This window comes from Rhizobium sp. Leaf341 (assembly GCF_001424325.1).
GTDB lineage: Bacteria > Pseudomonadota > Alphaproteobacteria > Rhizobiales > Rhizobiaceae > Ferranicluibacter.
Genome location: NZ_LMPE01000015.1, coordinates 332633 through 353903 on the forward strand (window position 1 = coordinate 332633; position 21271 = coordinate 353903).

The 21271-nt window shown below is 63.9% G+C and carries 23 protein-coding genes; 13 read left to right on the forward strand and 10 right to left on the reverse strand.

Annotated elements, in window-relative coordinates; genetic code table 11:
* Positions 1-38: 38 nt before the first annotated feature.
* The 4 genes from cysW to ASG03_RS22275 all read left to right on the forward strand — a co-directional run bounded on the left by cysW (position 39) and on the right by ASG03_RS22275 (position 4188).
* A complete protein-coding gene (gene cysW / locus ASG03_RS16380) occupies positions 39-926 on the forward strand; it encodes a sulfate ABC transporter permease subunit CysW (RefSeq protein WP_062473989.1) in 888 nt (295 codons plus the stop codon).
* A gap of 16 nt (positions 927-942) precedes the next feature.
* The gene (locus ASG03_RS16385; protein WP_062473992.1) at positions 943-1980 is read left to right on the forward strand and encodes a sulfate/molybdate ABC transporter ATP-binding protein; all 1038 of its coding nucleotides are present in this window, start codon (positions 943-945) and stop codon (positions 1978-1980) included.
* Between the two features lie 150 nt (positions 1981-2130).
* A partial coding sequence (locus ASG03_RS22270; RefSeq protein WP_443216624.1) for an acyltransferase family protein occupies positions 2131-3254 on the forward strand: 1124 nt, incomplete at its 3' end.
* A gap of 55 nt (positions 3255-3309) precedes the next feature.
* A complete protein-coding gene (locus ASG03_RS22275) occupies positions 3310-4188 on the forward strand; it encodes an SGNH hydrolase domain-containing protein (protein ID WP_443216636.1) in 879 nt (292 codons plus the stop codon).
* A 36-nt stretch (positions 4189-4224) separates the two neighbouring features.
* Here the strand turns inward: ASG03_RS22275 and ASG03_RS16395 are convergent, their stop codons facing one another.
* Both ASG03_RS16395 and ASG03_RS21545 read right to left on the reverse strand, forming a co-directional pair.
* The gene (locus tag ASG03_RS16395; RefSeq protein WP_062695254.1) at positions 4225-4464 is read right to left on the reverse strand and encodes a DUF6894 family protein; all 240 of its coding nucleotides are present in this window, start codon (positions 4462-4464) and stop codon (positions 4225-4227) included.
* Between the two features lie 133 nt (positions 4465-4597).
* Positions 4598-4762: a hypothetical protein gene (locus ASG03_RS21545; RefSeq protein WP_156381854.1), complete on the reverse strand. Its 165-nt coding sequence runs from the start codon at positions 4760-4762 to the stop codon at positions 4598-4600.
* Between the two features lie 702 nt (positions 4763-5464).
* Between ASG03_RS21545 and ASG03_RS16400 the strand changes: the two genes are divergently transcribed.
* From ASG03_RS16400 to ASG03_RS16410, 4 genes are all read left to right on the forward strand, one after another.
* A complete protein-coding gene (locus ASG03_RS16400) occupies positions 5465-5650 on the forward strand; it encodes a hypothetical protein (RefSeq protein ID WP_062694562.1) in 186 nt (61 codons plus the stop codon).
* Positions 5651-5842: 192 nt separating this feature from the next.
* Positions 5843-6025, forward strand: a complete 183-nt coding sequence (locus tag ASG03_RS16405; RefSeq protein WP_062473999.1) for a hypothetical protein — start codon at positions 5843-5845, stop codon at positions 6023-6025.
* A 208-nt stretch (positions 6026-6233) separates the two neighbouring features.
* Positions 6234-6404: a hypothetical protein gene (locus ASG03_RS21550; RefSeq protein WP_156379747.1), complete on the forward strand. Its 171-nt coding sequence runs from the start codon at positions 6234-6236 to the stop codon at positions 6402-6404.
* A gap of 192 nt (positions 6405-6596) precedes the next feature.
* Complete coding sequence (locus ASG03_RS16410) at positions 6597-7277, forward strand: TerC family protein (RefSeq protein WP_062474001.1); 681 nt, start codon at positions 6597-6599, stop codon at positions 7275-7277.
* A 411-nt stretch (positions 7278-7688) separates the two neighbouring features.
* Here ASG03_RS16410 and ASG03_RS16415 read toward each other — a convergent pair whose 3' ends face one another.
* Positions 7689-8729 carry a glutamine synthetase beta-grasp domain-containing protein gene (locus ASG03_RS16415; protein ID WP_062474003.1) on the reverse strand — a complete coding sequence of 347 codons (1041 nt, stop codon included), beginning with the start codon at positions 8727-8729 and terminating at the stop codon, positions 7689-7691.
* 420 nt (positions 8730-9149) lie between these two features.
* Between ASG03_RS16415 and ASG03_RS16420 the strand changes: the two genes are divergently transcribed.
* A complete protein-coding gene (locus tag ASG03_RS16420; protein ID WP_162241403.1) occupies positions 9150-9326 on the forward strand; it encodes a DUF2735 domain-containing protein in 177 nt (58 codons plus the stop codon).
* Between the two features lie 142 nt (positions 9327-9468).
* Here ASG03_RS16420 and ASG03_RS16425 read toward each other — a convergent pair whose 3' ends face one another.
* The gene (locus ASG03_RS16425) at positions 9469-10485 is read right to left on the reverse strand and encodes a YihY/virulence factor BrkB family protein (RefSeq protein WP_062694564.1); all 1017 of its coding nucleotides are present in this window, start codon (positions 10483-10485) and stop codon (positions 9469-9471) included.
* A 28-nt stretch (positions 10486-10513) separates the two neighbouring features.
* Entirely contained in the window at positions 10514-10855 is a 342-nt protein-coding gene (locus ASG03_RS16430) for a hypothetical protein (protein WP_062694566.1), read from the reverse strand.
* 118 nt (positions 10856-10973) lie between these two features.
* Between ASG03_RS16430 and ASG03_RS16435 the strand changes: the two genes are divergently transcribed.
* The 3 genes from ASG03_RS16435 to ASG03_RS16445 all read left to right on the forward strand — a co-directional run bounded on the left by ASG03_RS16435 (position 10974) and on the right by ASG03_RS16445 (position 13452).
* Positions 10974-11573, forward strand: a complete 600-nt coding sequence (locus ASG03_RS16435; protein ID WP_156381878.1) for a DNA-3-methyladenine glycosylase — start codon at positions 10974-10976, stop codon at positions 11571-11573.
* Between the two features lie 61 nt (positions 11574-11634).
* Complete coding sequence (locus tag ASG03_RS16440; RefSeq protein ID WP_062474013.1) at positions 11635-11784, forward strand: hypothetical protein; 150 nt, start codon at positions 11635-11637, stop codon at positions 11782-11784.
* A 177-nt stretch (positions 11785-11961) separates the two neighbouring features.
* Positions 11962-13452: a PAS domain-containing protein gene (locus ASG03_RS16445; protein ID WP_338012405.1), complete on the forward strand. Its 1491-nt coding sequence runs from the start codon at positions 11962-11964 to the stop codon at positions 13450-13452.
* A gap of 47 nt (positions 13453-13499) precedes the next feature.
* On the opposite strand, the gene ASG03_RS16450 is transcribed toward ASG03_RS16445, so the two are convergent.
* Both ASG03_RS16450 and ASG03_RS16455 read right to left on the reverse strand, forming a co-directional pair.
* Positions 13500-14291: an aldolase gene (locus ASG03_RS16450; RefSeq protein WP_062694571.1), complete on the reverse strand. Its 792-nt coding sequence runs from the start codon at positions 14289-14291 to the stop codon at positions 13500-13502.
* Between the two features lie 16 nt (positions 14292-14307).
* On the reverse strand, positions 14308-15012 hold the full coding sequence (locus ASG03_RS16455; protein WP_062474017.1) for a haloacid dehalogenase type II: 705 nt from the start codon (positions 15010-15012) through the stop codon (positions 14308-14310).
* An 87-nt stretch (positions 15013-15099) separates the two neighbouring features.
* Here ASG03_RS16455 and ASG03_RS16460 point away from each other — a divergent pair, with 87 nt between their 5' ends.
* The gene (locus ASG03_RS16460; RefSeq protein WP_062695258.1) at positions 15100-15957 is read left to right on the forward strand and encodes a LysR substrate-binding domain-containing protein; all 858 of its coding nucleotides are present in this window, start codon (positions 15100-15102) and stop codon (positions 15955-15957) included.
* 54 nt (positions 15958-16011) lie between these two features.
* Here the strand turns inward: ASG03_RS16460 and ASG03_RS16465 are convergent, their stop codons facing one another.
* From ASG03_RS16465 to ASG03_RS16475, 3 genes are read right to left on the reverse strand one after another with little or no spacing between them, the layout of a single operon-like run.
* Complete coding sequence (locus ASG03_RS16465) at positions 16012-19116, reverse strand: efflux RND transporter permease subunit (protein ID WP_062694573.1); 3105 nt, start codon at positions 19114-19116, stop codon at positions 16012-16014.
* Entirely contained in the window at positions 19113-20180 is a 1068-nt protein-coding gene (locus ASG03_RS16470; protein WP_062474021.1) for an efflux RND transporter periplasmic adaptor subunit, read from the reverse strand. The genes ASG03_RS16465 and ASG03_RS16470 overlap by 4 nt, the downstream gene beginning before the upstream one ends.
* Positions 20177-21262, reverse strand: coding sequence for an efflux RND transporter periplasmic adaptor subunit (locus tag ASG03_RS16475; RefSeq protein ID WP_062474583.1), 1086 nt, complete (start codon positions 21260-21262; stop codon positions 20177-20179). Before ASG03_RS16475 ends, ASG03_RS16470 begins: the two co-directional genes overlap by 4 nt.
* Positions 21263-21271: the final 9 nt, after the last annotated feature.

The window sequence follows — 21271 nt, forward strand, 5'->3', positions numbered from 1 at the left end:
CAATTCCATCCAGGCCTGGAGCCGGCGGAGGTATGGTTATGGCACATGACGCTCTTGCCCCCGCATCGGGCGCGACCTCGGAAATGGTGCGGTCGGCCACCTCGGAAAGCCGCTTCGCGCGCTATGGTCTGATTGCCCTGTCGCTCGCCTTCGTCGGCCTTTTTCTCGTGCTGCCGCTCGCGATTGTCTTCACCGAGGCCTTCCGCAACGGGCCGGGACGCTTCTACGAAGCGCTGGCCGATCCCGAGACCTGGGCGGCGATCCGGCTGACGCTGCTGGTGGCCGCCATCGCGGTTCCGCTCAATCTGGTCTTCGGCATCGCCGCCGCCTGGGCCATCGCCAAGTTCGAGTTCAAGGGCAAGGCGTTCCTGACAACGCTGATCGACCTGCCCTTCTCGGTCTCGCCGGTGATCTCGGGCCTCGTCTTCGTCCTGCTCTTCGGGTCGCACAGCATGCTCGGTCCCTGGCTGTCCAGCCACGGCATCAAGGTCTTGTTTGCCGTCCCCGGCATCGTGCTGGCGACGGTGTTCGTCACCTTCCCCTTCGTTGCGCGCGAGCTGATTCCGCTGATGCAGGAGCAGGGCACGAGCGACGAAGAAGCAGCGCTGTCGCTCGGCGCGAGCGGCTGGCAGACCTTCTGGTACGTCACCCTGCCGAACATCAAATGGGGTCTCCTCTACGGAGTGCTGCTCTGCAACGCCCGCGCCATGGGCGAGTTCGGGGCCGTCTCGGTGGTGTCGGGCCATATTCGCGGCATGACCAACACCATGCCGCTGCAGGTCGAGATTCTCTACAACGAATACAACTTCATCGGCGCCTTCGCCGTGGCAACGCTGCTGGCGCTTCTGGCGCTGGTGACGCTCGTCATCAAGTCGCTGCTCGAATTCAAATTCAGTGCGCAGATCGCCGCCGCACGCAAGCACTGAAAAGGCACAGGGTTTCATGGAAGTACGCGTTCAGGACATTCGCAAGGAATTCGGCCGGTTTCCCGCTCTCGAGAAGGTTTCGCTCGATATCCGCTCCGGTGAACTCATTGCCCTTCTCGGGCCGTCCGGCTCCGGAAAGACGACGCTGTTGCGGCTCATCGCCGGGCTGGAAAGCCCGACCGACGGCATGATCTTCTTCGGGAACGACGATGCCTCGAAGAAAACGGTGCAGGAGCGCAATATTGGCTTCGTGTTCCAGCACTATGCCCTTTTCCGACATATGACGGTGATCGACAACGTCGCTTTCGGTCTCAAGGTGCGCCCCGCGTCGCGCCGCCCGCCGGCCGCCGAGATCCGCAAGCGCGCCGAAGATCTCATCGATCTCGTCCAGCTCGGCGGGATGGAAAAGCGCTACCCCGCCCAGCTTTCCGGCGGCCAGCGCCAGCGGGTGGCGCTGGCCCGCGCCATGGCGGTGGAGCCGAACGTTCTTCTGCTGGACGAGCCATTCGGGGCGCTCGACGCGCAGGTGCGCAAGGAGCTGCGCCGCTGGCTGCGCGAGATCCACGACCGCACCGGCCACACGACCGTCTTCGTGACGCACGACCAGGACGAGGCGCTGGAACTGGCGGATCGGGTGGTGGTCATGAGCAAGGGGCAGATCGAGCAAGTAGGAACGCCGGACGAGATCTACGACACGCCGAACTCGCCGTTCGTCTTCGGCTTCATCGGCCAGTCCAACACCCTTCCGGTGCGCGTGGAGAACGGGCAGCTCTGGCTCGAGGATCGCTCGATCGGTGTCAGCGCGCCGGGCGAGCCGGAGGGGCCGGCCGAACTCTATTTTCGACCGCACGATATCGACCTGCTCGACGGCTGCGGCGGCTGTCTCGCCGGGATCGTGACGATCAGCCGACGGGTGGCCGGAACGCGGCACGTCGAACTGGACGTCGCTGGCGCCACGCGTCGGATCGAGATCGAGCTGCCTTCCGACGTCGCTGCGGCGCCCGGCACGCGCATCGCCTTCCGGCCCAACCGCTGGAAGCTTTTCCGCGCCTGACATTTCGGGTCGGAAAGGCATGGCTGCGGGATTTCATCCCGAAAACGTTTATGATCTAAAGGACATCAAGCGCCTTCGGCAGCGGACTCCGATCCGCCGCCGAAGGCGTGTCCCCACCTGACCGTTTCTCCGCATCTTGACTTGAGCTTCATGCAGCACCGACCCGAAATCGATGGCCTCCGGGCCGTGGCCGTCGTCCCGGTCATCCTTTTTCACGCAGGCCTGGCCTGGTTTTCCGGCGGCTATGTCGGCGTGGATGTCTTCTTTGTTATCAGCGGCTACCTGATCACCACCATCATCGCGACGGCGCAGGACAAGGGCACCTTCACGATCCTCGGCTTCTATGAGCGACGGGCGCGCCGGATCATGCCCGTGCTGTTCACCGTCATCCTCTGCTGCCTGCCCTTTGCCTGGGCGTGGATGCTCCCGGCGCAGATGAAGAGTTTCGGCGAAAGCATCATCGCCGTCTGCCTCTTCCTGTCGAACGTCCTGTTCTGGCAGGAAAGCGGCTATTTCGCCGCGGCCGCCGAGAAGCAGCCGCTGCTGCACACCTGGAGCCTGGCTGTCGAGGAGCAATATTACGTCGTTTTCCCGATCCTCTTGATGCTCCTTCATCGGGCAGGCCCGCGCATCCGCTTCGTGGTCCTGCTGCTGGCGGCCCTCGTCAGCTTCGCCCTTGCAGTCTACGGCGCGATCGCGTTCCCGAATGCGGCATTCTACCTGCCCCATACGCGCGCCTGGGAATTGCTGGCGGGCTCCCTCTGCGCCCTCTTCCTCCTCCATCGCCAACAGCCTGCCAACGAGACCCTGTCGCTTCTCGGCCTCGCTGGCGTCCTGGCCGGCGTCTTCCTCTACGACGACGGAACGCCGTTTCCGTCCGCCTGGACGCTGGCACCGGTGGGCGGAACCGCCCTGATCATCCTCTTTGGCGGACCCGGCACGCGCGTGCATCGGTTTCTGTCGCTCCCGCTTCTCACCGGGATCGGTCTAATCAGCTACAGCCTTTATCTCTGGCACCAGCCGCTGTTTGCCTTTGCCCGCATTCGCAGCCTCACGGAGCCGACGCCGGTTCTGATGACGAGCCTCACGGTCGCCGCCGTGCTTCTCGCGGTCCTGTCCTGGCGCTTCGTCGAGACCCCGTTCCGCACAGGCCGCATTCGGATCCTCGGCAGCGCGCCCCGCATTCTCGGCGCGACGGCGGCGGCCGCCGTTTTCCTCATGGCGGTCGGTGCGGCGGGCCGCGTAGACAACGGCTGGGCGTTCCGCCTGCCCCCNCTGCCCCCGTCCGCACTGGCGGCGCTCGACGTGCAGGCGCATCCGGATCCGGCCATGTCGACCTGTCTGTTCGACAAGGGCGAGGCAACGCTGCCGCATCCCGTGCGCGCCTGCATGACACCCGGCACGCAGACGAGCGACACGATCCTGATCGGCGATTCTCATGCCGGGGCGGTCACGGGCGAGGCTTTGCGCGCCTTCTCGGCCGCCGGACTCGATCTCTACGCCCTCTCCCACTCCTCCTGCGCCGGGTTCTCGGGCCTTGTCGTCTCCAATGCGAAATATCGCCTTCGCTGCAACCGCTTTTTCACCGGCGTCGAAGATTACATCGCCCGGAGCGACATCAAGACGATCATCATGGTCAGCCGCTGGTCGCTCTATGTCGATGGAACGGCATTCGACAACGGCGAAGGCGGCATCGAGGCGCTGAAGCCCACCTATGCCGACCTCTACGAGCGGCGCGACGACATGGGCGGGGAGAACGACCTCGCCCGCAAGGACCGGGTTCTCGCGGCCTATCTCGCGGATATCAACGCCTATCTCGATCGCGGCGATAACGTCGTGCTCGTCTATCCGATCCCCGAAGCCGGGTGGAACGTGCCCGACCTGCTTGCCCGGGCGGCCATGACGGGCAACGACGCGGAGCCTCTCGGGACGTCGTCGGAGCGATATCGCGCGCGCAATGCGGCTGTCATCGCCGCGTTCGACACACTCGACCATCCGCGCCTTGCCAAGATCAGGCCCGACGCGATCTTTTGCGACAGCTTCGTCGCCGGGCGCTGCATCAACAGCCTTGCGACGGACCGGATCTTCTATTTTGACGATGACCACCTCTCGAATGCGGGTGCTGCCCTGCTGATGCCGCCGATCATCGACGCCGTGCGCCGCCTCAATGCCAACCCCAAGGGCACGCCGGGGAAGACGACACGCTGACGGCACAGGATCTGCCCGCTTGGGGCGGTCTTGATGTCAGCGCGGGAAAACCTGCCGACGCAGTTCCAGGCTGACCTTGCCGACGCAGACCCTGTCTTCATCGAGAACCTCGACTTCGAGCCTGCCAAGAGGCCCTCGCGGCAGCCCGTCGAGCGCCATTTCCGCCAGAACCACTTCGGCTTCGGCCAGCGCCGTGGCGACATCCGCGAAGGCGTAGGCTTCCTCGCCGTCGGAAAAACCCTCGTGATCGACAAGGTTGAAGTAGAAATGTGGCATGGTGACCGCCTTGACGACAGGGTCGCGCTGATGACGCACGCGAGAAGAGAACGGGATAACGTCCGAGATAGAGGCTTGGCAGACATCGCGGCGACCGCTGACGATCGCGCGACGGCAAGGCATGCGTGGGCTCTTACGGGCTCTGCTCGGCAGCCTTGTCAGGCGCGACAACGAGGGGATCCGGCGGGGTCGTCGATTGATCGCCGGACTTGCCCTCCAGCTGCTGGACGACGACGACGCTGAGGATCGCGGCAACCACGAAGCCGATGACACCCAACATGAGATAACGGACGGGCAAAACGCGCTCCTCGACAAGACTTCGGCAAGGCGATTGCCGATACTGCACACTGGTCGTCGGACGCTGGAGCCCTGCCGAACGCAAACGCGCCGGCACGCGCACAAACGAGAACGCCGCCCATTCGGCTTGAAAGCTCAAGCTTCAAGGCTGAGCTGTCGATCGCGAGGCCTGGAACCAGATCGTCCGTTTTCCGATACCACAGCAAGAAACGCGGGTTTTGCTGCAATGTTCCGCCGATGGCGCAGGTTCGGCAAAGCCGTAACCCGGAGGCTCGTGACACGACGGACGTGGAGCCGCTGAAAGGCGCGCTGATCGTTGCCTGGATCCTCAAACGAAAAGAGCCTGCTGCGGGAGGAGGTGCAGCAGGCTCTCAATTCCGGTTGGCAGCTTGGGAGGAGGAGAAGCTGCAACCACAACCGACGATCCCGGGAGGAGGATAGGATCATCAAGGTCGTCAAAACGATGCGGGAGGAGGTGCATCGCTTCGATAGGCTCATCATACAAACTTCTCGCACCACGACGAGCGGAATTCTTGCATTGCAGCTATGTGTTTCGCACATGCGAAGACGGCGTTGCCGCGCGGTGGATCGCGGCGAACGGCTGCGAAGGGGATGTCCGCCGAGGTGAACTTGCCGTATGGAACGACATCAGAGCCATTGCGCGTGACAATCAGGGACGCGTGGCAATCAGGGAGACGAGTAGATGGGCGACGTCAATCAGTCGAAATCGGGCATTGCGGTTGCAAAACAGCGGGATGGCTCGTGGAGCTTCATCTTGACGTTCAAGGGCGTCACGCATCCCGCAACCGGCAAGTTTCCGTCTCAGCTGCAGGCGCAGTTTGCGGGGCAAGCGGCGCTCAAAGCCTTGGAAAGCCGTCCGCGTGGATAGGATTGCACGGCCCTTGCAGCTGGGTCAGCGCAGCCGAACAGAACGGGCGCCGGAACCGCTGGAGGGTTCTTTGCGCCAGCACTGCAACTTCAAGCTTACTTTCGATCGTAAATCCGATCGTTCAGGGAACTTCGGCGGAATCGAGGCGTTCACAGGCGAGCGTACAGATGCGACTTGCAAGGGAGCGGTGACATGACGGATCTGAAGGGAATACGAGGAAAGACGGTGCGGGGCGAATCCTGCACGCTGGAGGAGTTCCAGGCACGCTACGGTTTGCAGACGGACGAGGCAAAGCGGCTCTATGAACGGTTCGGCCCCTCCTCGACGGAGCTGGACCTTCTGATGGCGGCCAAGCGCCGGGTTCCCGCACTCTAAATCGCCTTGCATGAGCAAGGATTCACGCAACGTGATTTTGTTTTCGTTTTGATGCATGTCGTTTCCCGAAACCGCTGCACACTTTCGGGCGACATGCATGCGCGAGCGACCTTGCCGACATTTGACCTTGAACGGACAGAATGCCCCGCGGGCAAAAGGGTCATTCTGTCCATGACCGAAACGGGGCGTTCTCCAAAGGAGACGCGACATGGACTCCGAAATTCTGATCTTTGCGGCCATGAACGTCATAGGCGGCGTGCTCGCCCTGGGCTTCGTTCACTTCTACTATCTTCCCAACGTCGAAAAAAGCAGCATCGAGCCGGCGCTCTATGAGGTGACGCAGCGCGAGACGCTGGCCGTGGACCCCCTGCGCCGGTAACGCGAACCGATGGCACCCAACCGGGCACGCGGCATCGCGGCACGGCAGCATCAGGCGCATTCCAAGCTGGCGAATGTGTCGATTTTTCCTCGCCTTGACGGTTTGCCCTTGCCTTGAAGCTTTGAATGGCTTTAGCGAACGGGACGCGCAATTGTCATTCGGAATGAACGGCACGAGGGAGACAGATCCGACATGGAAATTTTCACGGCAGCCGGTCTGGCTGCGTTTCTGCAGGTCATTGCCATCGATCTGGTGCTGGCGGGCGACAATGCCATCGTCATCGGCCTTGCCGCCGCGGGCCTGCCGGTCGACCAGCGCCGCAAGGCGATCCTGGTCGGAATCATCGCCGCCACGGTGCTGCGCATCGCATTTGCGGCCATTACCGTCCAGCTGCTGGCCATTGTCGGCCTTCAGTTTTTCGGCGGCCTTCTGCTGCTGTGGGTCTGCTGGAAGATGTGGAGCGAACTGCGCCAGGCAGATGAAAACGCCGCCCACGACATCGGTGCGACGGCAGACGAGACCCGGGTTCGCAAGACCTTCCTGCAGGCGGCGACGCAGATCGTCATTGCCGATGTCTCCATGTCGCTCGACAACGTTCTGGCCGTCGCCGGCGCTGCGCAGGATCATCCGACGGTGCTGGTCATCGGCCTGATCGTCTCGATCGCGCTCATGGGTCTGGCTGCCAGCTTCATCGCCAACCTCCTGCACAAGCATCGCTGGATCGCCTATGTCGGCCTTGCCGTCATCTTCTATGTCGCGCTGAGCATGTTGTTCCACGGCGGCATGGAGATCCTGCCTTACATCGACGGCAGCGCCGCCACGATGCCGGCCGCCGCGCCCGCTGCCCCTCCAGCGACGACACCGGCGCCGTAACGCGCCCAGAAATTGTCGGATGGGATCGCCGGATGAATGTCCGGCGTGACGCGACCCGGATCGCAAATGCCGAGCCCTCCTGCTGACCCAGCCGGAGGGCTTTTTTTGTGTGTCCTCGGCGTGTTGCAAGGAGCGGCACACAAGCCGCGAGAACGACGACGGCCCCTCTTCGCCGCCATGCGAGCCCTCCAACACGATGCTTCGATCGCGAGACTGCCCCGAGGCTTTGCCGGTCCAGCCGAAAGCCGCTCCGACAGCGTGTCGGGAAAGCGTCGAGAAAATCCCCGTCAACGAAGAACGGCGCCGGTTTCCCGGCGCCGTTCTTCGTTTCTCTGAATCCGGCGGATGTGCGATCGTATCGCACCCCGCACAGTGGCCCATCCCGCGGCGCGACGATGCGCGCCCGCGTGATCAGGCAGCAGCGGAGGCGTAGCCTTCGGTGGGAACTTCCGAGATCGTCTTCAGCACGGCGGAAGCGATCTGGTAGGGGTCGCCCTGGGAGTTCGGGCGGCGATCTTCCAGATAGCCCTTGTAGTCGTTCTTGATGAACGAGTGGGGAACGCGGATCGATGCGCCACGATCGGCAACGCCGTAGCTGAACTTGTTCCACGGAGCCGTTTCGTGCTTGCCCGTGAGGCGCTTGTCGTTGTCGGGACCGTAGACGGCGATGTGATCCATCAGGTTCTTTTCGAACGCCGCCATCAGGGCTTCAAAGTAGGCCTTGCCGCCGACTTCGCGCATGTAGGCGGTCGAGAAGTTGCAGTGCATGCCCGAGCCGTTCCAGTCGGTGTCGCCGAGCGGCTTGCAGTGATACTCGATATCGATGCCGTACTTTTCGGTCAGGCGCTGCAGCAGGTAGCGGGCCATCCAGATTTCGTCGGCAGCCTTCTTGGAGCCCTTGCCGAAAATCTGGAATTCCCACTGGCCCTTGGCCACTTCGGCATTGATGCCTTCATGGTTGATGCCGGCTTCCAGGCAGAGGTCCAGATGCTCTTCGACGATCTCGCGGGCGATGTCGCCAACATTGCTGTAGCCGACGCCGGTGTAGTACGGCCCCTGCGGCGCGGGGTAACCCTGCTCGGGGAAGCCGAGCGGGCGGCCGTTCTGGTAGAAGAAGTATTCCTGCTCGAAGCCGAACCACGTGCCTTCGTCGTCAAGGATCGTCGCACGGGAGTTGCTCGGATGCGGCGTCACGCCGTCCGGCATCATGACTTCGCACATGACTAGAACGCCGTTGGTGCGGGCGGGATCCGGATAGAGAGCGACGGGCTTCAGCACGCAATCGGAGCTGCGGCCTTCGGCCTGCATCGTCGAGCTACCGTCAAAGCCCCAGAGCGGCAGCTGCTCCAGCGCCGGGAACGCGTCGAATTCCTTGATCTGCGTCTTGCCGCGCAGGTTCGGTACCGGTGTGTACCCGTCGAGCCAGATGTACTCGAGCTTATACTTGGTCATGGCAAATCTCTCATAAATGGTGAGCAATCCAGAACAGCGACCGCGAACCCGAAGCCGACATCCTCTGAACGTAAGGGAATGCACAAGCCGTGCCAGTTGGTGGCCATTGACGCCAGCAGAAGCGATAATTCTCGAAAATCCGTCTCGATGACACTCGGCATACCCGATCGTGGACCGGGAACACCCACCTTGTCGCGCATGCGCGCGACCTCTGGGCGCCGCGAGGAACCCTTAAGGCTCGGACCGCGTTGAACGAGGAGAATTTGCAGGCAGAAAACCGGGCCCGCACCGGAAAAATCGCCACCACCGCAGAAAATGCGCGAAAAGCCGACACGAAAATTGATTTATTTTTAGACATTCAGCGCAAAATATGTGCATATGAACGCATACATCTCGGACACACAAAAGGGAGCCGATGCCATGCCAATGACACCACAGCGCCAGTCGGCGACGATCTATCAATTTCCTGTCGGTGGTCTGAAAGGATTGTCCGGCTGGAAGACTGTACCGGACGTCAAGGTCGAGGCCCCCGCCTCCCCGGTGATCATCGACAGCTGGTATCACGAAGCTGCCATGAACGAGACGAAGCCCCAGTAAGGGTCGCCATCCCAGGTTTAGAAAGCAGAAAGCGATTGCCGCAGGCATGCGACAATCGCTTTTTTATGCATCGATGCCGGGGCGGCCAAGCGTTTCCGGTCGTGGGCCCGCTTTCAATCTTTCCGGCTGGGTGCTTGATGGATCAGGAGACCGCGTCGCCGACCGTGTCGGCGACATAGGCGCCACGGTCGCCCATCGGGCGAGGATGGCCGGTGGTCGAGTCGATCGTCGTCTGGTGCTCGAGTTCCGCGTTGATTTCAGCGCCCACGATCAGGATGATCACCGACATCCAGGTCCACACCATGAAGCCGATGAGGGCTCCGAGCGTGCCGTAGGTCGCGTTGTAATTGGCGAAATTCTCGATGTAGTAGGAAAAGCCGAGCGACGCACCGAGCCAGGAGACGCTGGTAAAGGCCGCGCCCCAGCTTAGCCAGCGCAGCTTGGCCCTCTCCCGGCTGGGACCATAGCGATAGAGCATCATCGTGGCGAAGCAGACGATGACGAGCATCAGCGGCCAGCGCGCGAAGCGCGCAAGAAGTTCGACCCAGCGGTCGAGCCAGAGAAACGCGAGCACGGCCGGCAGGATGCCGATCGCCGAGATCACGATCACCGCGACGCCGAGCGCCCCGAGCGTGAACAGGAGCCCGAGGCCGGTCAGCTTGAAGAAGCCGCGCTTTTCCGTCTCTCCGTAGGCGATATTCATCGCGTCGAACAACGCACGCATGCCGTTGTGCGCACTCCACAGTGCGACGCCGAGACCGAACACGAAACCGATCGAAAGCGTAGAGGTCTTCTGTGTCGCCAGCGTCTTCAGCTGTTCGAGGATGATGTCGAGCGATCCGGTCGGGACGATGTCGGCAAGCAGCGTCACCTGCGCACCAATCGCGCCAGGGTCTGCGACGAAGCCATAGATCGAAACAAGAGCGGCAAGAGCCGGAAACAGCGCGAGGAGCAGATAGTAGGTCACGCCCGCCGCAATCAGCGTCACCCGGTCTTCGCTGATCTCGGCAATGACCCGCCAGAACACGTCTTTCAGACCGGGATAAGGGATGGCGGACGGGGTCTTTGCGAGCCGACCGCGCGTGTCGTTGTCCGCAGCGCTCTCCGTCCGCGATCCGATGCCGCCCGCTTGTCGTCCAGCCTGATATCCGTCTGCCATGAAACCCTCTCCAGTCTTTGACGGAGATCTACGGCTGCTGCGCGGAATTTCCATCCTTTGGAAGATCATTCGGCGTGATCACCGGCATCTGCCCGGATGACGGCGCAGGCTCGACGATCTCGCCGTCGCCCACCGACGGGGGCTTCAGCACACCGTTGCAATCGTCGAGCTTCTCTGTCAGCGAACCGCTGCCGGGATTGGCGTTGGGCGCCGTCCCCTGTTGTGGCGTACCGACACCGCATTCTCCCTGCTGCGCCTGCGCAAAGGCCTGCCCGGTCGGAACGGACGCCAGGGAAACGACGAGAGCCGCCAGCGCAGCACCCCCGACGGTGGACAAAGGTGAACCTTTCAGGAAAGCCTTGATGCGCATGGAAAATCTCCTTTGGTTCGAGAACGAAAACGCGCCATGATCGTTCCCGGAGATAACGTGGCGACACCATTCCAGATCGAGCACATCCAAAAACGCGACCGGCAGAGCGACCCTGATGATGTCTCCTGATTTCTTCCAACGCTCCGCCGTCGACGCCGCACGAGACCTTGTCGGAGCAACCTTCCTCGTCGACGGGGTCGGCGGCATCATCGTGGAAACGGAGGCCTACGAGCCGGACGATGCGGCGTCCCACAGCTTCCGCGGGCCGACGCCGCGCAACCGCGCGATGTTCGGTCCGCCGGGGCACGCCTATGTCTATCGGTCCTATGGCATTCATTGGTGCGTCAATCTGGTCTGCCGTCCGGGCAGCGCCGTTCTGGTCCGTGCGCTGGCGCCCACAGTCGGGCTGGAAACGATGATGGACCGCCGGGGGCTCGACAATCCCCGGCTCCTGTGTGCAGGACCGGGGCGGCTGTGCCAGGCGCTCGGAATCGATATCGGCCATGATGGCTTGTCGCTGCTGGCGGCGCCGTTCCATCTCGCTGCGGCGACAGCGCCCGTCGACGTCGTCGCCGGTCCGCGGATCGGCATCACCAAGGCGATCGAGCAGCCCTGGCGTTTCGGGCTGGCCGGCTCGCCCTATGTGAGCCGCGGCTTTGCGCCGAAGAAACCCAGGCGGCGAATGCCGTTTTCCGACATGCCACAGGCGCAGGATTGAAAAATCCGCGTCTCGCCACATTTTTTGCCAAGTATTTCTCGAAACACGTGCAGGAGAGACCATGCGCCCGATCCTCATCGCCATCCTCAGCCTGTCCGTCCTGACGCTTGCCGGCTGCGGCAATACGGCCAAGGGTCTGAAGCGCGACGGACAGGGGACCAGCCGCGCCCTGGACGATGCCTCCGGACGCGTGCTCTCGGCAGGCAAGTAAGGGGCGGTGGCCTACACGCGTCTTCGCTGCGGCAGTTGTTTTTGGCAAACCGTCGGTATCCGTCGAATACCGACGCAGGAAAGCGCCGTTTCCCCAGCTAATTCCCACGGATATTGTTTTTTTTAATGGCCGCCCTGAATTAACCGTCTAGGAGAAAGGTCACCGAGAGGACAGTCATTGAACGACGTCACAGAGCATCAGCGTATCGAAGCCCAGATTGCCCGCATGGATGTCGGGCATGACCCCTTTGCAGCCGCCGTCCGCGCGACCCGCATGCCCATGCTGATCACGGATCCGTCGAAGCCGGACAATCCGATCGTGTTCGTCAACGACGCATTTCTCCGTTTCACCGGCTATCGCCGTGACGAGATCATCGACAGGAACTGTCGCTTTCTCCAGGGCCCCGAGACGAACCGCGCGGACATCCAGAAAGTTCGCGATGCGATCGACAACCGGTATCCGATCGAAATCGACGTCGTCAATTACAAGAAGAACGGCGAACCCTTCTGGAACCGCCTTCTGATCTCGCCCGTCTTCGACGAAGAAGGCAAGCTGACCTATTTCTTCGCCTCCCAGCTCGACGTCACCATGGAACGCGACCGCCTCGTGCGGCTGGAGCGGGACCGGGATCTGCTGGAAAGCGAAGTCCAGAAGCGGACGGCGGAACTGAAACGCAACGAGACTCAGCTTCGTTTTGCGATGGAAGCCGGGCATCTCGGCTACTGGACCCTCAATCTCGCCACGATGGAGCTCGTCGCGTCGCCCGACTGCAAGGCCAACTTCGGCGTTGCGCCGGACCAGGATTTCTCGATCGACGATCTGTTGAACGCGGTCCTGCCGGAGGACAAGGCACGGGTCCACGACGCGTTCCGGAACGCCGTGGAAAATCACGAGGAATACGACGTCGAGCACCGCTGCGTGTTTCCGGACGGCCGGCTGCGATGGGTCCATATTCGCGGACTGGTCTACTACGAGCCGGACGGCCATGCCTCGCAGATGTCGGGCCTGTCGATGGACATCACCGACCGCAAGCGGACCGAGGAAGCCCGCGCCATCACCGTGCGCGAGCTCAGCCACCGCATGAAGAACCTGATGACGACGGTCCAGTCCGTGATCAACCAGACGCTTCGCCAGGCGCCGGACAAGGAGGCGGCCGGCAAGGCCATCACCTCGCGCCTCCAGTCGATCGGCGCGGCGCAGGATCTTCTGGTGTCCGGCAACTTTGCCGGGGCGGATCTCGGCCGCATCGTCCGTGCGACGCTCGATCCGTTCTGGGACAGCTACCCCAATCGCATCGACATCGATGGGCCAGACCTGCAGGTGTCGTCCAATCTCGTGCTGACGCTGGCCATGGCGCTGCACGAGCTGGCGACCAATGCCATCAAATACGGGGCGCTCTCCAACCTTGCCGGACGCATCCGGGTGCGCTGGCACGCCATGCCGGACGCACCGCTGAACCGCCTCAAGCTGACATGGGAAGAACGCGACGGCCCTCCGGTGGAACCTCCGACCAGCCGGGGTTTTGGAACCCGCATGATCGAGCGGGTGCTCTCCAACAGCCTCGGCGGCAGTGCAGAACTGCGCTTCGACGTCACGGGCGTGGTCTTCACCATGGAAGCCCCGATCGGCGACGAGGACGAGGACGGCGAGGAAATGCATCCGCGCTGAGGGCGACGTCCGGCAGCCGCCGCGCGCAGCGTCGCGGCCCGCACGTTTCAGCTGTTGTAGTCCGGCGACTGCCGGTCGAGCACCCGGCGCACGCTTGCCAGATGAAGCCTGGCGCTTTCCGGATCCCCCTCCCGCATCTGCCGTGCGGCGATGGTGGCGATTTCCGGCGAGACCGGCAACAGGCGTCGCCCGGTGCTCATCGCCTTCAACTGCACCTCGGCTGCGCGCTCAAGATAATAGAGGTCGTCCCACGCCTCCGCGATGTTCGGGGCGCAGACCATGACGCCGTGGTTCTTCATGAACAGGATGTCCTTGTCGCCCAGAACGGCGGCAATCCGATCGCCTTCCCGCTCGTCCAGCGCGAGCCCGTTATAGGCCTCGTCCACGGCAACGCGGCCGTAGAACTTGAGCGCCGTCTGCCCCGCCCAGACGAGCGGTTCGCCCTCCACCATGCTGAGCGCGGTCGCGTTCGGCATATGCGTGTGAAAAGCGGCACCGACGCGGGGACTTTTCTTGTGCAGCCGGGCGTGGATGTAGAAGGCCGTCGCCTCGGGCACGCCGTCGCCGGCGATCACGTGCCCCTCGAAATCGCAGATGAGCAAAGATGAGGCCGTCGCTTCCTGAAAGGCCCAGCCGAGCCGGTTGACGAGGAAGAGATCGGGATGACCGGGCACCACCGCCGAAAAGTGGTTGCAGATGCCCTCCTCCAGCCCGAGCCGCGCCGCCATCCGCAGGCACGCGGCAAGATCGGCGCGCGCCTGCCAGATTTCGTCCGTCTCGAGCGAGACGTTGCGCAACAAGGCGGGAGCGGTCTTCGGGATCGTCATTTCGTGCGCCATGCGGGGCCTCCAGATCTTACTGCATCCACCCGGCAGCCTGAAGCAGGCCGGGCACGCGATCGAGCGCGGAAACGTGCTCGTCCGGTCGATAATCGGAAGGCGGCTTGCGGCCTGTTCCACGATCGATCCAGATCGTACGAAAGCCCAGATCGCGGGCCGCGACAAGGTCGAGATGCGGACTTGCGCAGATATGCACCAGCGCGTCTGGCGAAATGCCCAGCGTTTTCCAGGCATGTCGGAAAATCTGCGCCGTGGGCTTGTAGGCGCCGGCCTGTTCGGCGGTGATCACCCGGTCGATCGACCCGCCAAGCTGTGCGATGTTTCCAGCAATGATCGCGTCGTCTGTGTTGGAAATGACCGCCAGCTTGAAACCGGCATCCTTCAATTGACGCAGCGTCGCAACCACCTCGGGAAAGGGCGGCATGCGGCCGATCGATCCGGTCAGGATCTCGGCATCGGCAGGGTCGAAGCGCAGGCCGAAGGCCGCCATCGTCTTTTCCAGTGCGAGCGCGCTGACCTCCCGGAAGGACCGGTGCGGCCGCTCTGCTTCGAGCGCATGCTCGTGACCGTCGAACGTCGCAATGAAAGCCGCGGGATCGACCGCCGCAGCGTCTGCCGAGAGGATCTTCTCCATTGCGGCCAACAGTCCCTCGTCCCACTGGATCAGGGTGCCGTAGCAATCGAATGTCAGCCAGTCGGGCCGCTGTCCGGACAATGTCATGGTCAAATCTCCTGTGTGTGGCCATGTTGACAAATCTCGTTGTCATTGGGAAATTAAATGTTCTCATGAACCCTATCGAGAATGCCGATGACCTATCCATTCGACCTCGATCTGCTGCGCACCTTCGTGGCCGTCATCGACAGCGGTGGTTTCACCCGCGCTGCCGAGCGCGTCTGCCTCACGCAGTCCACCGTCAGCCAGCAGATCAAGAAGCTGGAGACCGGTCTCGCCCAGCCGCTCATTCTGCGTGACCGGTCCACCGGGACGCTGCAGACCACGGAGGCCGGCGAGCTGCTTCTGAGCTATGCCCGCCGGATGCTCGCCACGGCAGATGAAGCAGCCGAGGTGATGCGCCGTCCTTCAGCGCCACGCACCGTGCGGCTCGGCGTTCCCGAAGACTTCGCGGGACGGCGTCTGATCGATCTGCTGTCCGGGTTTGCCGACGCCTCGCCGCATCTTCGCCTGGACACGACGAGCGGCTGGAGCACAGGGCTCGGACGGCTGCTGGAGGCGGGCGAGATCGACCTGGCGCTTGTCAAGCGGGAGCCCGCCGTCGGCGCCTGTCTCGCGAGCTGGAAGGAAGACCTCGTCTGGATCGGAGCCGAGAACCGGACGATCGACGAGGACGTCGTGCCCCTCGCCGTCTTCCCGGTCGGGTGTATCTACCGGGATCGCGCCATCCGCGCCGTGGAGCGCAGCGGGCGGCGCTGGCGGATCGCCTATACCAGTCAGGGTTTGATGGGCGTGCAGGCCGCCGTGGCCTCCGGGCTCGGCATCAGCCTCGTTCCGGCCAATGCCGTGCTGGCCGACCATCGGCGGCTGACGCGGGCCGACGGCTTCGAGCCGCAGCCGGAAGCCGAACTCGCTCTTGTGAAGGGGCGTGCGACACTCGCGCCGGAGGCGCAGGATCTCGCCGGCTACATCGCCCGCAATCTTTCCGTCTGACCAGACAGCCGCGCGGCGGGACGGCGCGGCTGAAGGATCATTGCCGAGCCTCGTTCAGCCCTGGGGCTGAAGGTCGGGCTCGGATGCGGAGGGCGCGCTTGCCCCAGCGTCCGCGTCGGGCTTCTCCTCATGGATGCGGAACCAGGCCACGTAGAGCGCTGGCAGGAAGAGCAAGGTCAGGACCGTGCCCACGACGATGCCGCCGATCATGGCATAGGCCATCGGACCCCAGAAGATCTCGCGGGCGATCGGGATGAGCGCAAGGCTGGCCGCGGCGGCCGTCAGCATGATCGGCCGCATGCGATGTTCGGTGGCCTCCACCACCGCACGCCAGGGCGCGACCCCATCGCGACGCAGCGTCTCGATCTGGTCGATCAGGATCACCGAATTGCGGATCAGGATGCCGATCAGCGCGAGGATGCCGAGGATGGCGACGAAGCCCATCGGTGCGCCACTGGGCAGCAAGGCGGCGACGACGCCGATGATGGCGAGCGGGGCGACTGCGAAGACCAAGAAGAGCCGGCTGAAGCTCTGCAGCTGGATCATCAGGATGGTCGCCATGACGAACAGCATCAGCGGCACGACGGCGGCGATCGGTCCCTGCGCCTTGCCGCTTTCCTCGACGGCACCGGCAACCGCGACCGCATAGCCGGGCGGCAGCGTCGTTTCGAACGTCTTCACCGCCGGAGCGAGCTCGGCCACCGCCGTGGCCGGCTGGACCTTGTCGATCATGCCGGCCCGCACGGTGACCGTGGGGATGCGCGAGCGGGTCCAGATCAGCGGCTGTTCGACGTCGTAGCGGAAGGTGGCCACGGCTGCGAGCGGAACGGACCGGCCGTCGCCGACCGGAAGCTGCAGGTCCCGCAGCGTTTCGATCGAGCTGCGTTCCGCCTCCACGGCACGTCCGACGATGTTGACGAGATAGATGTCGTCGCGCACCTGCGTGGCCGTCGTGCCGCCGACGATGCCGTTGATGGTCGTGGCAATCGCCTGCGACGTGATGCCGAGCTGGCGGGCCTTGTCCTGCTGGACATCGATCTTGACCACGCGGGCGGGCTCGTTCCAGTCATAGGCGACGTCGCCGAGATGCTTGTTGCCGCCGACGATGTTGCCGAGATCGAGCGCCAGTTGCCGTACCGTCTGGATATCCGGTCCGCTGACGCGATAGGCGACGGGACGTCCGACCGGCGGGCCGATGTCGAGCAGCTTCACATAGGCATCCGTGCCGATGAAGGTCTTCTTGAGGTAGGCCTCGAGATCACCCTTCAGCCGATCGCGTGCCTCGATGCTCTTGCTGACGATGATCGTCTGTCCAAAGGCCGGGCTGTTCGGCTGCACGTCGAACGACAGAACGAAGCGGACCGCGCCCTGCCCGACATAGCTCGACCAGTGCTCGACATCCGGATTGCCCTTCAGCTTCTCGTTCTCGAACTGGGCGATCTGGCGCTGCGTCTCGCGGATCGAGGCGCTCTGCGGCAGGTTCCAGTCGATGATCAGCTCGTTGCGGTCCGACGAGGGAAAGAACTGCTGCTGCACGAACTGCATGCCGAACACCGAGCCTGCAAACACCATCAGCGTGACGGCGATCGTCACCCAGCGGAACCGCATGCAGGTGAGGAGAAGCCGCGAGAAGATGCGGGCGACGATACCCTTGGAGCCGTGATGCTGCTTCATCGTCTTCGGCAGCATCAGAACGCCGAGAAGCGGGGTGAAGAGCACGGCGACGATCCAGGAGAGGATCAGCGACGCGGCGATGACGATGAACAGCGTGAAGGTGAACTCACCGGCCGCACTGTTGTTGAGACCGACCGGAATGAAGCCCGCGACGGTGACCAGCGTGCCGGTCAGCATCGGAAAGGCCGTCGAGGTGTAGACATAGGTCGCGGCCTTGCGCAGGTCATCGCCCGCCTCGAGCCGCGCCACCATCATCTCTACCGCGATCATCGCGTCGTCCACGAGCAAGCCGAGCGCGATGATGAGCGCGCCGAGCGAGATGCGCTGCAGGGAGATTCCGAGATATTCCATGATGACGAAGGTCATCGCCAGAACGAGCGGGATCGCCACCGCCACCACCAACCCGGCCCTGAGGCCGAGGCTGACGAAGGAAACCGCGAGCACGATGGCGATGGCCTCGAACAGCGCGCGCGTAAAGCCCGTCACCGCCTCGTCGACGATCTTCGGCTGGTCGGACACCAGATGCGCATCGATGCCGACCGGCAGCTTCTGCTCGATCGTGTCCATGCGTTCGGTGAGCGCCTCGCCGAAGGCGAGAAGATTGGCGCCCTGCTTCATGTTGACGGCCAGGGCGATCGCCGGCTCGCCGTTGTAACGGAAGATCGTGCTTGGCGGATCGGCATAGCCGCGGCGGATCGACGCCACGTCGCTCAGCCGGAAGAACTGGTCGTTGACGCGCAGGTTGAGGTTGCGCAGGCTCTCTTCGGAGGAAAACTGGCCGGACACGCGAACGCTGATGCGTTCGGGACTGTCCTGCATGACGCCGGAGGGCGCCACCGCATTCTGCGCCTGCAGCGTGTCCACCACGCTCTGCTGGTCGAGCCCGAGGGCGGCCAGCTGGCGCGACGAAAATTCGAGGAAGATCACCTCGTCCTGCGCCCCGATGATATCCACCTTGCCGGCGTTGGGGACGGTCAGAACCTCGGCCCTCACGGCCTCCACGGTGTCGCGAAGCTCGCGCTGCGAGAAGCCGTCCGAGGTGAAGGCGTAGATATTGCCGTAGACGTCGCCGAAGCTGTCGTTGAAGAACGGTCCCTGCACGCCCGAGGGGAAGGAACTCTTGATATCGCTGACGAGATTGCGCACCCGCACCCAGGTCGGCGCGACCTGGGCCGCCGGTGTGGTTTCGCGCAGATAGACGAAAACGGTCGTCTGCCCGGCCACGGTCTGGCTCTTCGTGTAATCGAGCTGCGGCAACTCCTCGAGCTTCTTCTCGATGCGCTCCGTGACCTGCTTGATCGTGTCCTCCACCGTGGCGCCGGGCCACTGGGCGGTGATGATCATGGTCTTGATGGTGAAGGACGGATCCTCCTCGCGCCCGAGGTTGAGGTAGGACAAGAAGCCGGCGATCGAGAAGACCAGCATGAAATACCAGAGAAGCGAGCGGTGCCCCAGCCCCCAGTCCGACAGGTTGAACGGCGTCATTTCAAGTCTCCGGAAATGCGGATTTTCTGCCCGTCGGTCAGGCTATTGACCCCGGCGACGACGACACGGTCGCCGCGCTTGAGGCCGGAAGAGATGGATACGCGATCACCACGGGTGTCCCGGGTCGCCACCTCGCGCATCGCAACAGCCTCCGTGCCTTCCGGAATGATCCAGACGAAGGTCTTGCCGTCGCGCGTGACGAGGGCGGTTGCCGGCAGCAGCAGCTCGGACGGGCGTGTATCCGGCAAGGTGACGGAGATGACGGAGCCGAGACGGAAGGCGGCGGGCGCGGCCTGCAGCGCGATGCGGATGCGTTGCGAACGGGTGACGGGGTCGGCTGAGGGCTCGATCCGGCGGACGCGACCCTTGACCACCGTCGTCGGGTCGGACTGGAGAACCACGAGGAACGGGTCGCCGATCTTGACGCCGGACGCTGCCGAAGAGGGAAGATCGACCACCGCATCCCGAAGATCCGGCCGCGCGACGGTCACGACGGTCTGTCCGGCAGCCACCACCTGGCCCGGCTCCGCAGCCGTGCTGGTGACGACGCCGGTGTAGTCGGCGGCGATCTTCGCGTAGCTCAGCCGCTCCTGCGCCTTGGCGAGATTGGCCCGCGCCCGCACTTCGGCAGATTGCGCCGCCTGTGCCGCCTGCACCGCATCCTCGACAGCCGCCTGGGAGACGACCGTCTTGGCGAAGAGGCCTTTCTGGCGCTGCTCCACCACGCGGGCATTGTTGCTGGAGGCCTGCGCGCTGACGAGCGATGCCTGCGCGGCCGCCACGTCCTGCTCCAGCGCCGTGGATTCCAGCACGGCCAGCAGCGTGCCCCGTTCCACGGGATCGCCGACCTGGACATTGCGGGAGACCATGCGCCCGAGGATCTGGAAGCTGTAGTTCGTGACGATCTGCGGCTCGACCGTGCCGGCAAAGGACAGGGGTGCGGAATTCGTCTCCTCCAGCACCAGCGACTTGACCGGCCGCGGCGGCGGAGGCGCCGTCTCCCCGTCGTCCGAGCAGGACGCCAGCATGAAAGCGAGCGGCAGGAGAATGAGAGCGGGCTTCATGGGGTGTTCCCCTCGGCGGGCAGCACGGTCTGCCCTTCGCGGAGCAGTTTGGTGCCGTCGACGACGACCTGCTCGCCGGCCTTCAGGCCCGTGGCGACAATGATGGCATCGGTCTGGTAATCGGCAACCGTCACCGGGCGGAGCGACACGGTGGTCTTGGCGGGATCGAGGATCCACACGGCCGGCTTTCCGCCGGACGCGGCAAGCGCACTCGGCGGCAGGGTGAAGGCCGGTGGACCTGCGAGCGAGACCGTCCCTCGCACCACCGAGGCGAGCGTCATGGCGGCCGGCGGCTGTTCGAGCCCGACCTTGACGCGGACCGTGCCGGTCTGCCGGTCGACCGTCGGCGCGATTTCACGCACAGGTCCGCGCGCGACGACCGAAGGGTCGGACGCAAGGCTCACGGTCACCTCCGGCGGCTCGCCGCTGCGCAGCAGGGACTCGTAGATGTCGAAGACGGCATCGCGCGGCCCATCCACCGCAACCGAGAAGACGGCTTGTGCCGCCTGAACGGTCTCGCCGACATCGGCGTTCCGCGCGGTCACGACCCCGTCGGCACCGGCCGTCAGCCGCGTGTAGGACAAGGTCTCCTCGGCATTGCTCAGCGCCGATTCGGCGGATTCGAGCGAAGCTTTGGCCACCTTCAGATTCTCTTCCGCGAGATCATACGTGGTCTGCGCCGTCGAGTTGGCGCGCAGCAGGGTTTGCTGCCGCGCAAAGGCCGCGTTGGCATGCGACAGATCGGCATTGGCGGAAGCGAGCGTCGCGCGGGCGGACACGAGATCCGCCTGCTGCACCTCGTCGTCCATCCGGGCGAGCAACTGTCCCTTGCGCACCGCGTCGCCGACATCGACCAGGCGTTCGATGATGCGGCCGCTGGTGCGGAAAGACAGGTTGGTCTCCGTCCTCGCTGCGATGGAACCGGTCAGGCTGATGACCGTCTGCGACGGTTTGGGGGCGACCGTCTCGACGCGGACGCGCGGCACCGGCTTCGGCGGCGGCGCCTCCTCGTCGGAGCAGGCTGCCAGAAAGGACACCGCCAGGGTCGCAACGAGCGCCAGGCGGGCGTGGGGGAATGTCATGATCGGATC

Coding starts and splice junctions, on each gene's coding strand:
- ASG03_RS16415 (WP_062474003.1), bottom strand. CDS start 8,729: ATGACCAAGTATAAGCTCGAGTACATCTGGCTCGACGGGTACACACCG.
- ASG03_RS16410 (WP_062474001.1), top strand. CDS start 6,597: ATGGAAATTTTCACGGCAGCCGGTCTGGCTGCGTTTCTGCAGGTCATT.
- ASG03_RS16420 (WP_162241403.1), top strand. CDS start 9,150: ATGCCAATGACACCACAGCGCCAGTCGGCGACGATCTATCAATTTCCT.
- ASG03_RS16475 (WP_062474583.1), bottom strand. CDS start 21,262: ATGACATTCCCCCACGCCCGCCTGGCGCTCGTTGCGACCCTGGCGGTG.
- ASG03_RS16465 (WP_062694573.1), bottom strand. CDS start 19,116: ATGACGCCGTTCAACCTGTCGGACTGGGGGCTGGGGCACCGCTCGCTT.
- ASG03_RS22275 (WP_443216636.1), top strand. CDS start 3,310: ATGTCGACCTGTCTGTTCGACAAGGGCGAGGCAACGCTGCCGCATCCC.
- ASG03_RS16460 (WP_062695258.1), top strand. CDS start 15,100: ATGACCTATCCATTCGACCTCGATCTGCTGCGCACCTTCGTGGCCGTC.
- ASG03_RS16455 (WP_062474017.1), bottom strand. CDS start 15,012: ATGACATTGTCCGGACAGCGGCCCGACTGGCTGACATTCGATTGCTAC.
- ASG03_RS16470 (WP_062474021.1), bottom strand. CDS start 20,180: ATGAAGCCCGCTCTCATTCTCCTGCCGCTCGCTTTCATGCTGGCGTCC.
- ASG03_RS16450 (WP_062694571.1), bottom strand. CDS start 14,291: ATGGCGCACGAAATGACGATCCCGAAGACCGCTCCCGCCTTGTTGCGC.
- ASG03_RS16385 (WP_062473992.1), top strand. CDS start 943: ATGGAAGTACGCGTTCAGGACATTCGCAAGGAATTCGGCCGGTTTCCC.
- ASG03_RS16405 (WP_062473999.1), top strand. CDS start 5,843: ATGACGGATCTGAAGGGAATACGAGGAAAGACGGTGCGGGGCGAATCC.
- ASG03_RS16400 (WP_062694562.1), top strand. CDS start 5,465: ATGGGCGACGTCAATCAGTCGAAATCGGGCATTGCGGTTGCAAAACAG.
- ASG03_RS16440 (WP_062474013.1), top strand. CDS start 11,635: ATGCGCCCGATCCTCATCGCCATCCTCAGCCTGTCCGTCCTGACGCTT.
- ASG03_RS21550 (WP_156379747.1), top strand. CDS start 6,234: ATGGACTCCGAAATTCTGATCTTTGCGGCCATGAACGTCATAGGCGGC.
- cysW (WP_062473989.1), top strand. CDS start 39: ATGGCACATGACGCTCTTGCCCCCGCATCGGGCGCGACCTCGGAAATG.
- ASG03_RS16430 (WP_062694566.1), bottom strand. CDS start 10,855: ATGCGCATCAAGGCTTTCCTGAAAGGTTCACCTTTGTCCACCGTCGGG.
- ASG03_RS16435 (WP_156381878.1), top strand. CDS start 10,974: ATGTCTCCTGATTTCTTCCAACGCTCCGCCGTCGACGCCGCACGAGAC.
- ASG03_RS16395 (WP_062695254.1), bottom strand. CDS start 4,464: ATGCCACATTTCTACTTCAACCTTGTCGATCACGAGGGTTTTTCCGAC.
- ASG03_RS16425 (WP_062694564.1), bottom strand. CDS start 10,485: ATGGCAGACGGATATCAGGCTGGACGACAAGCGGGCGGCATCGGATCG.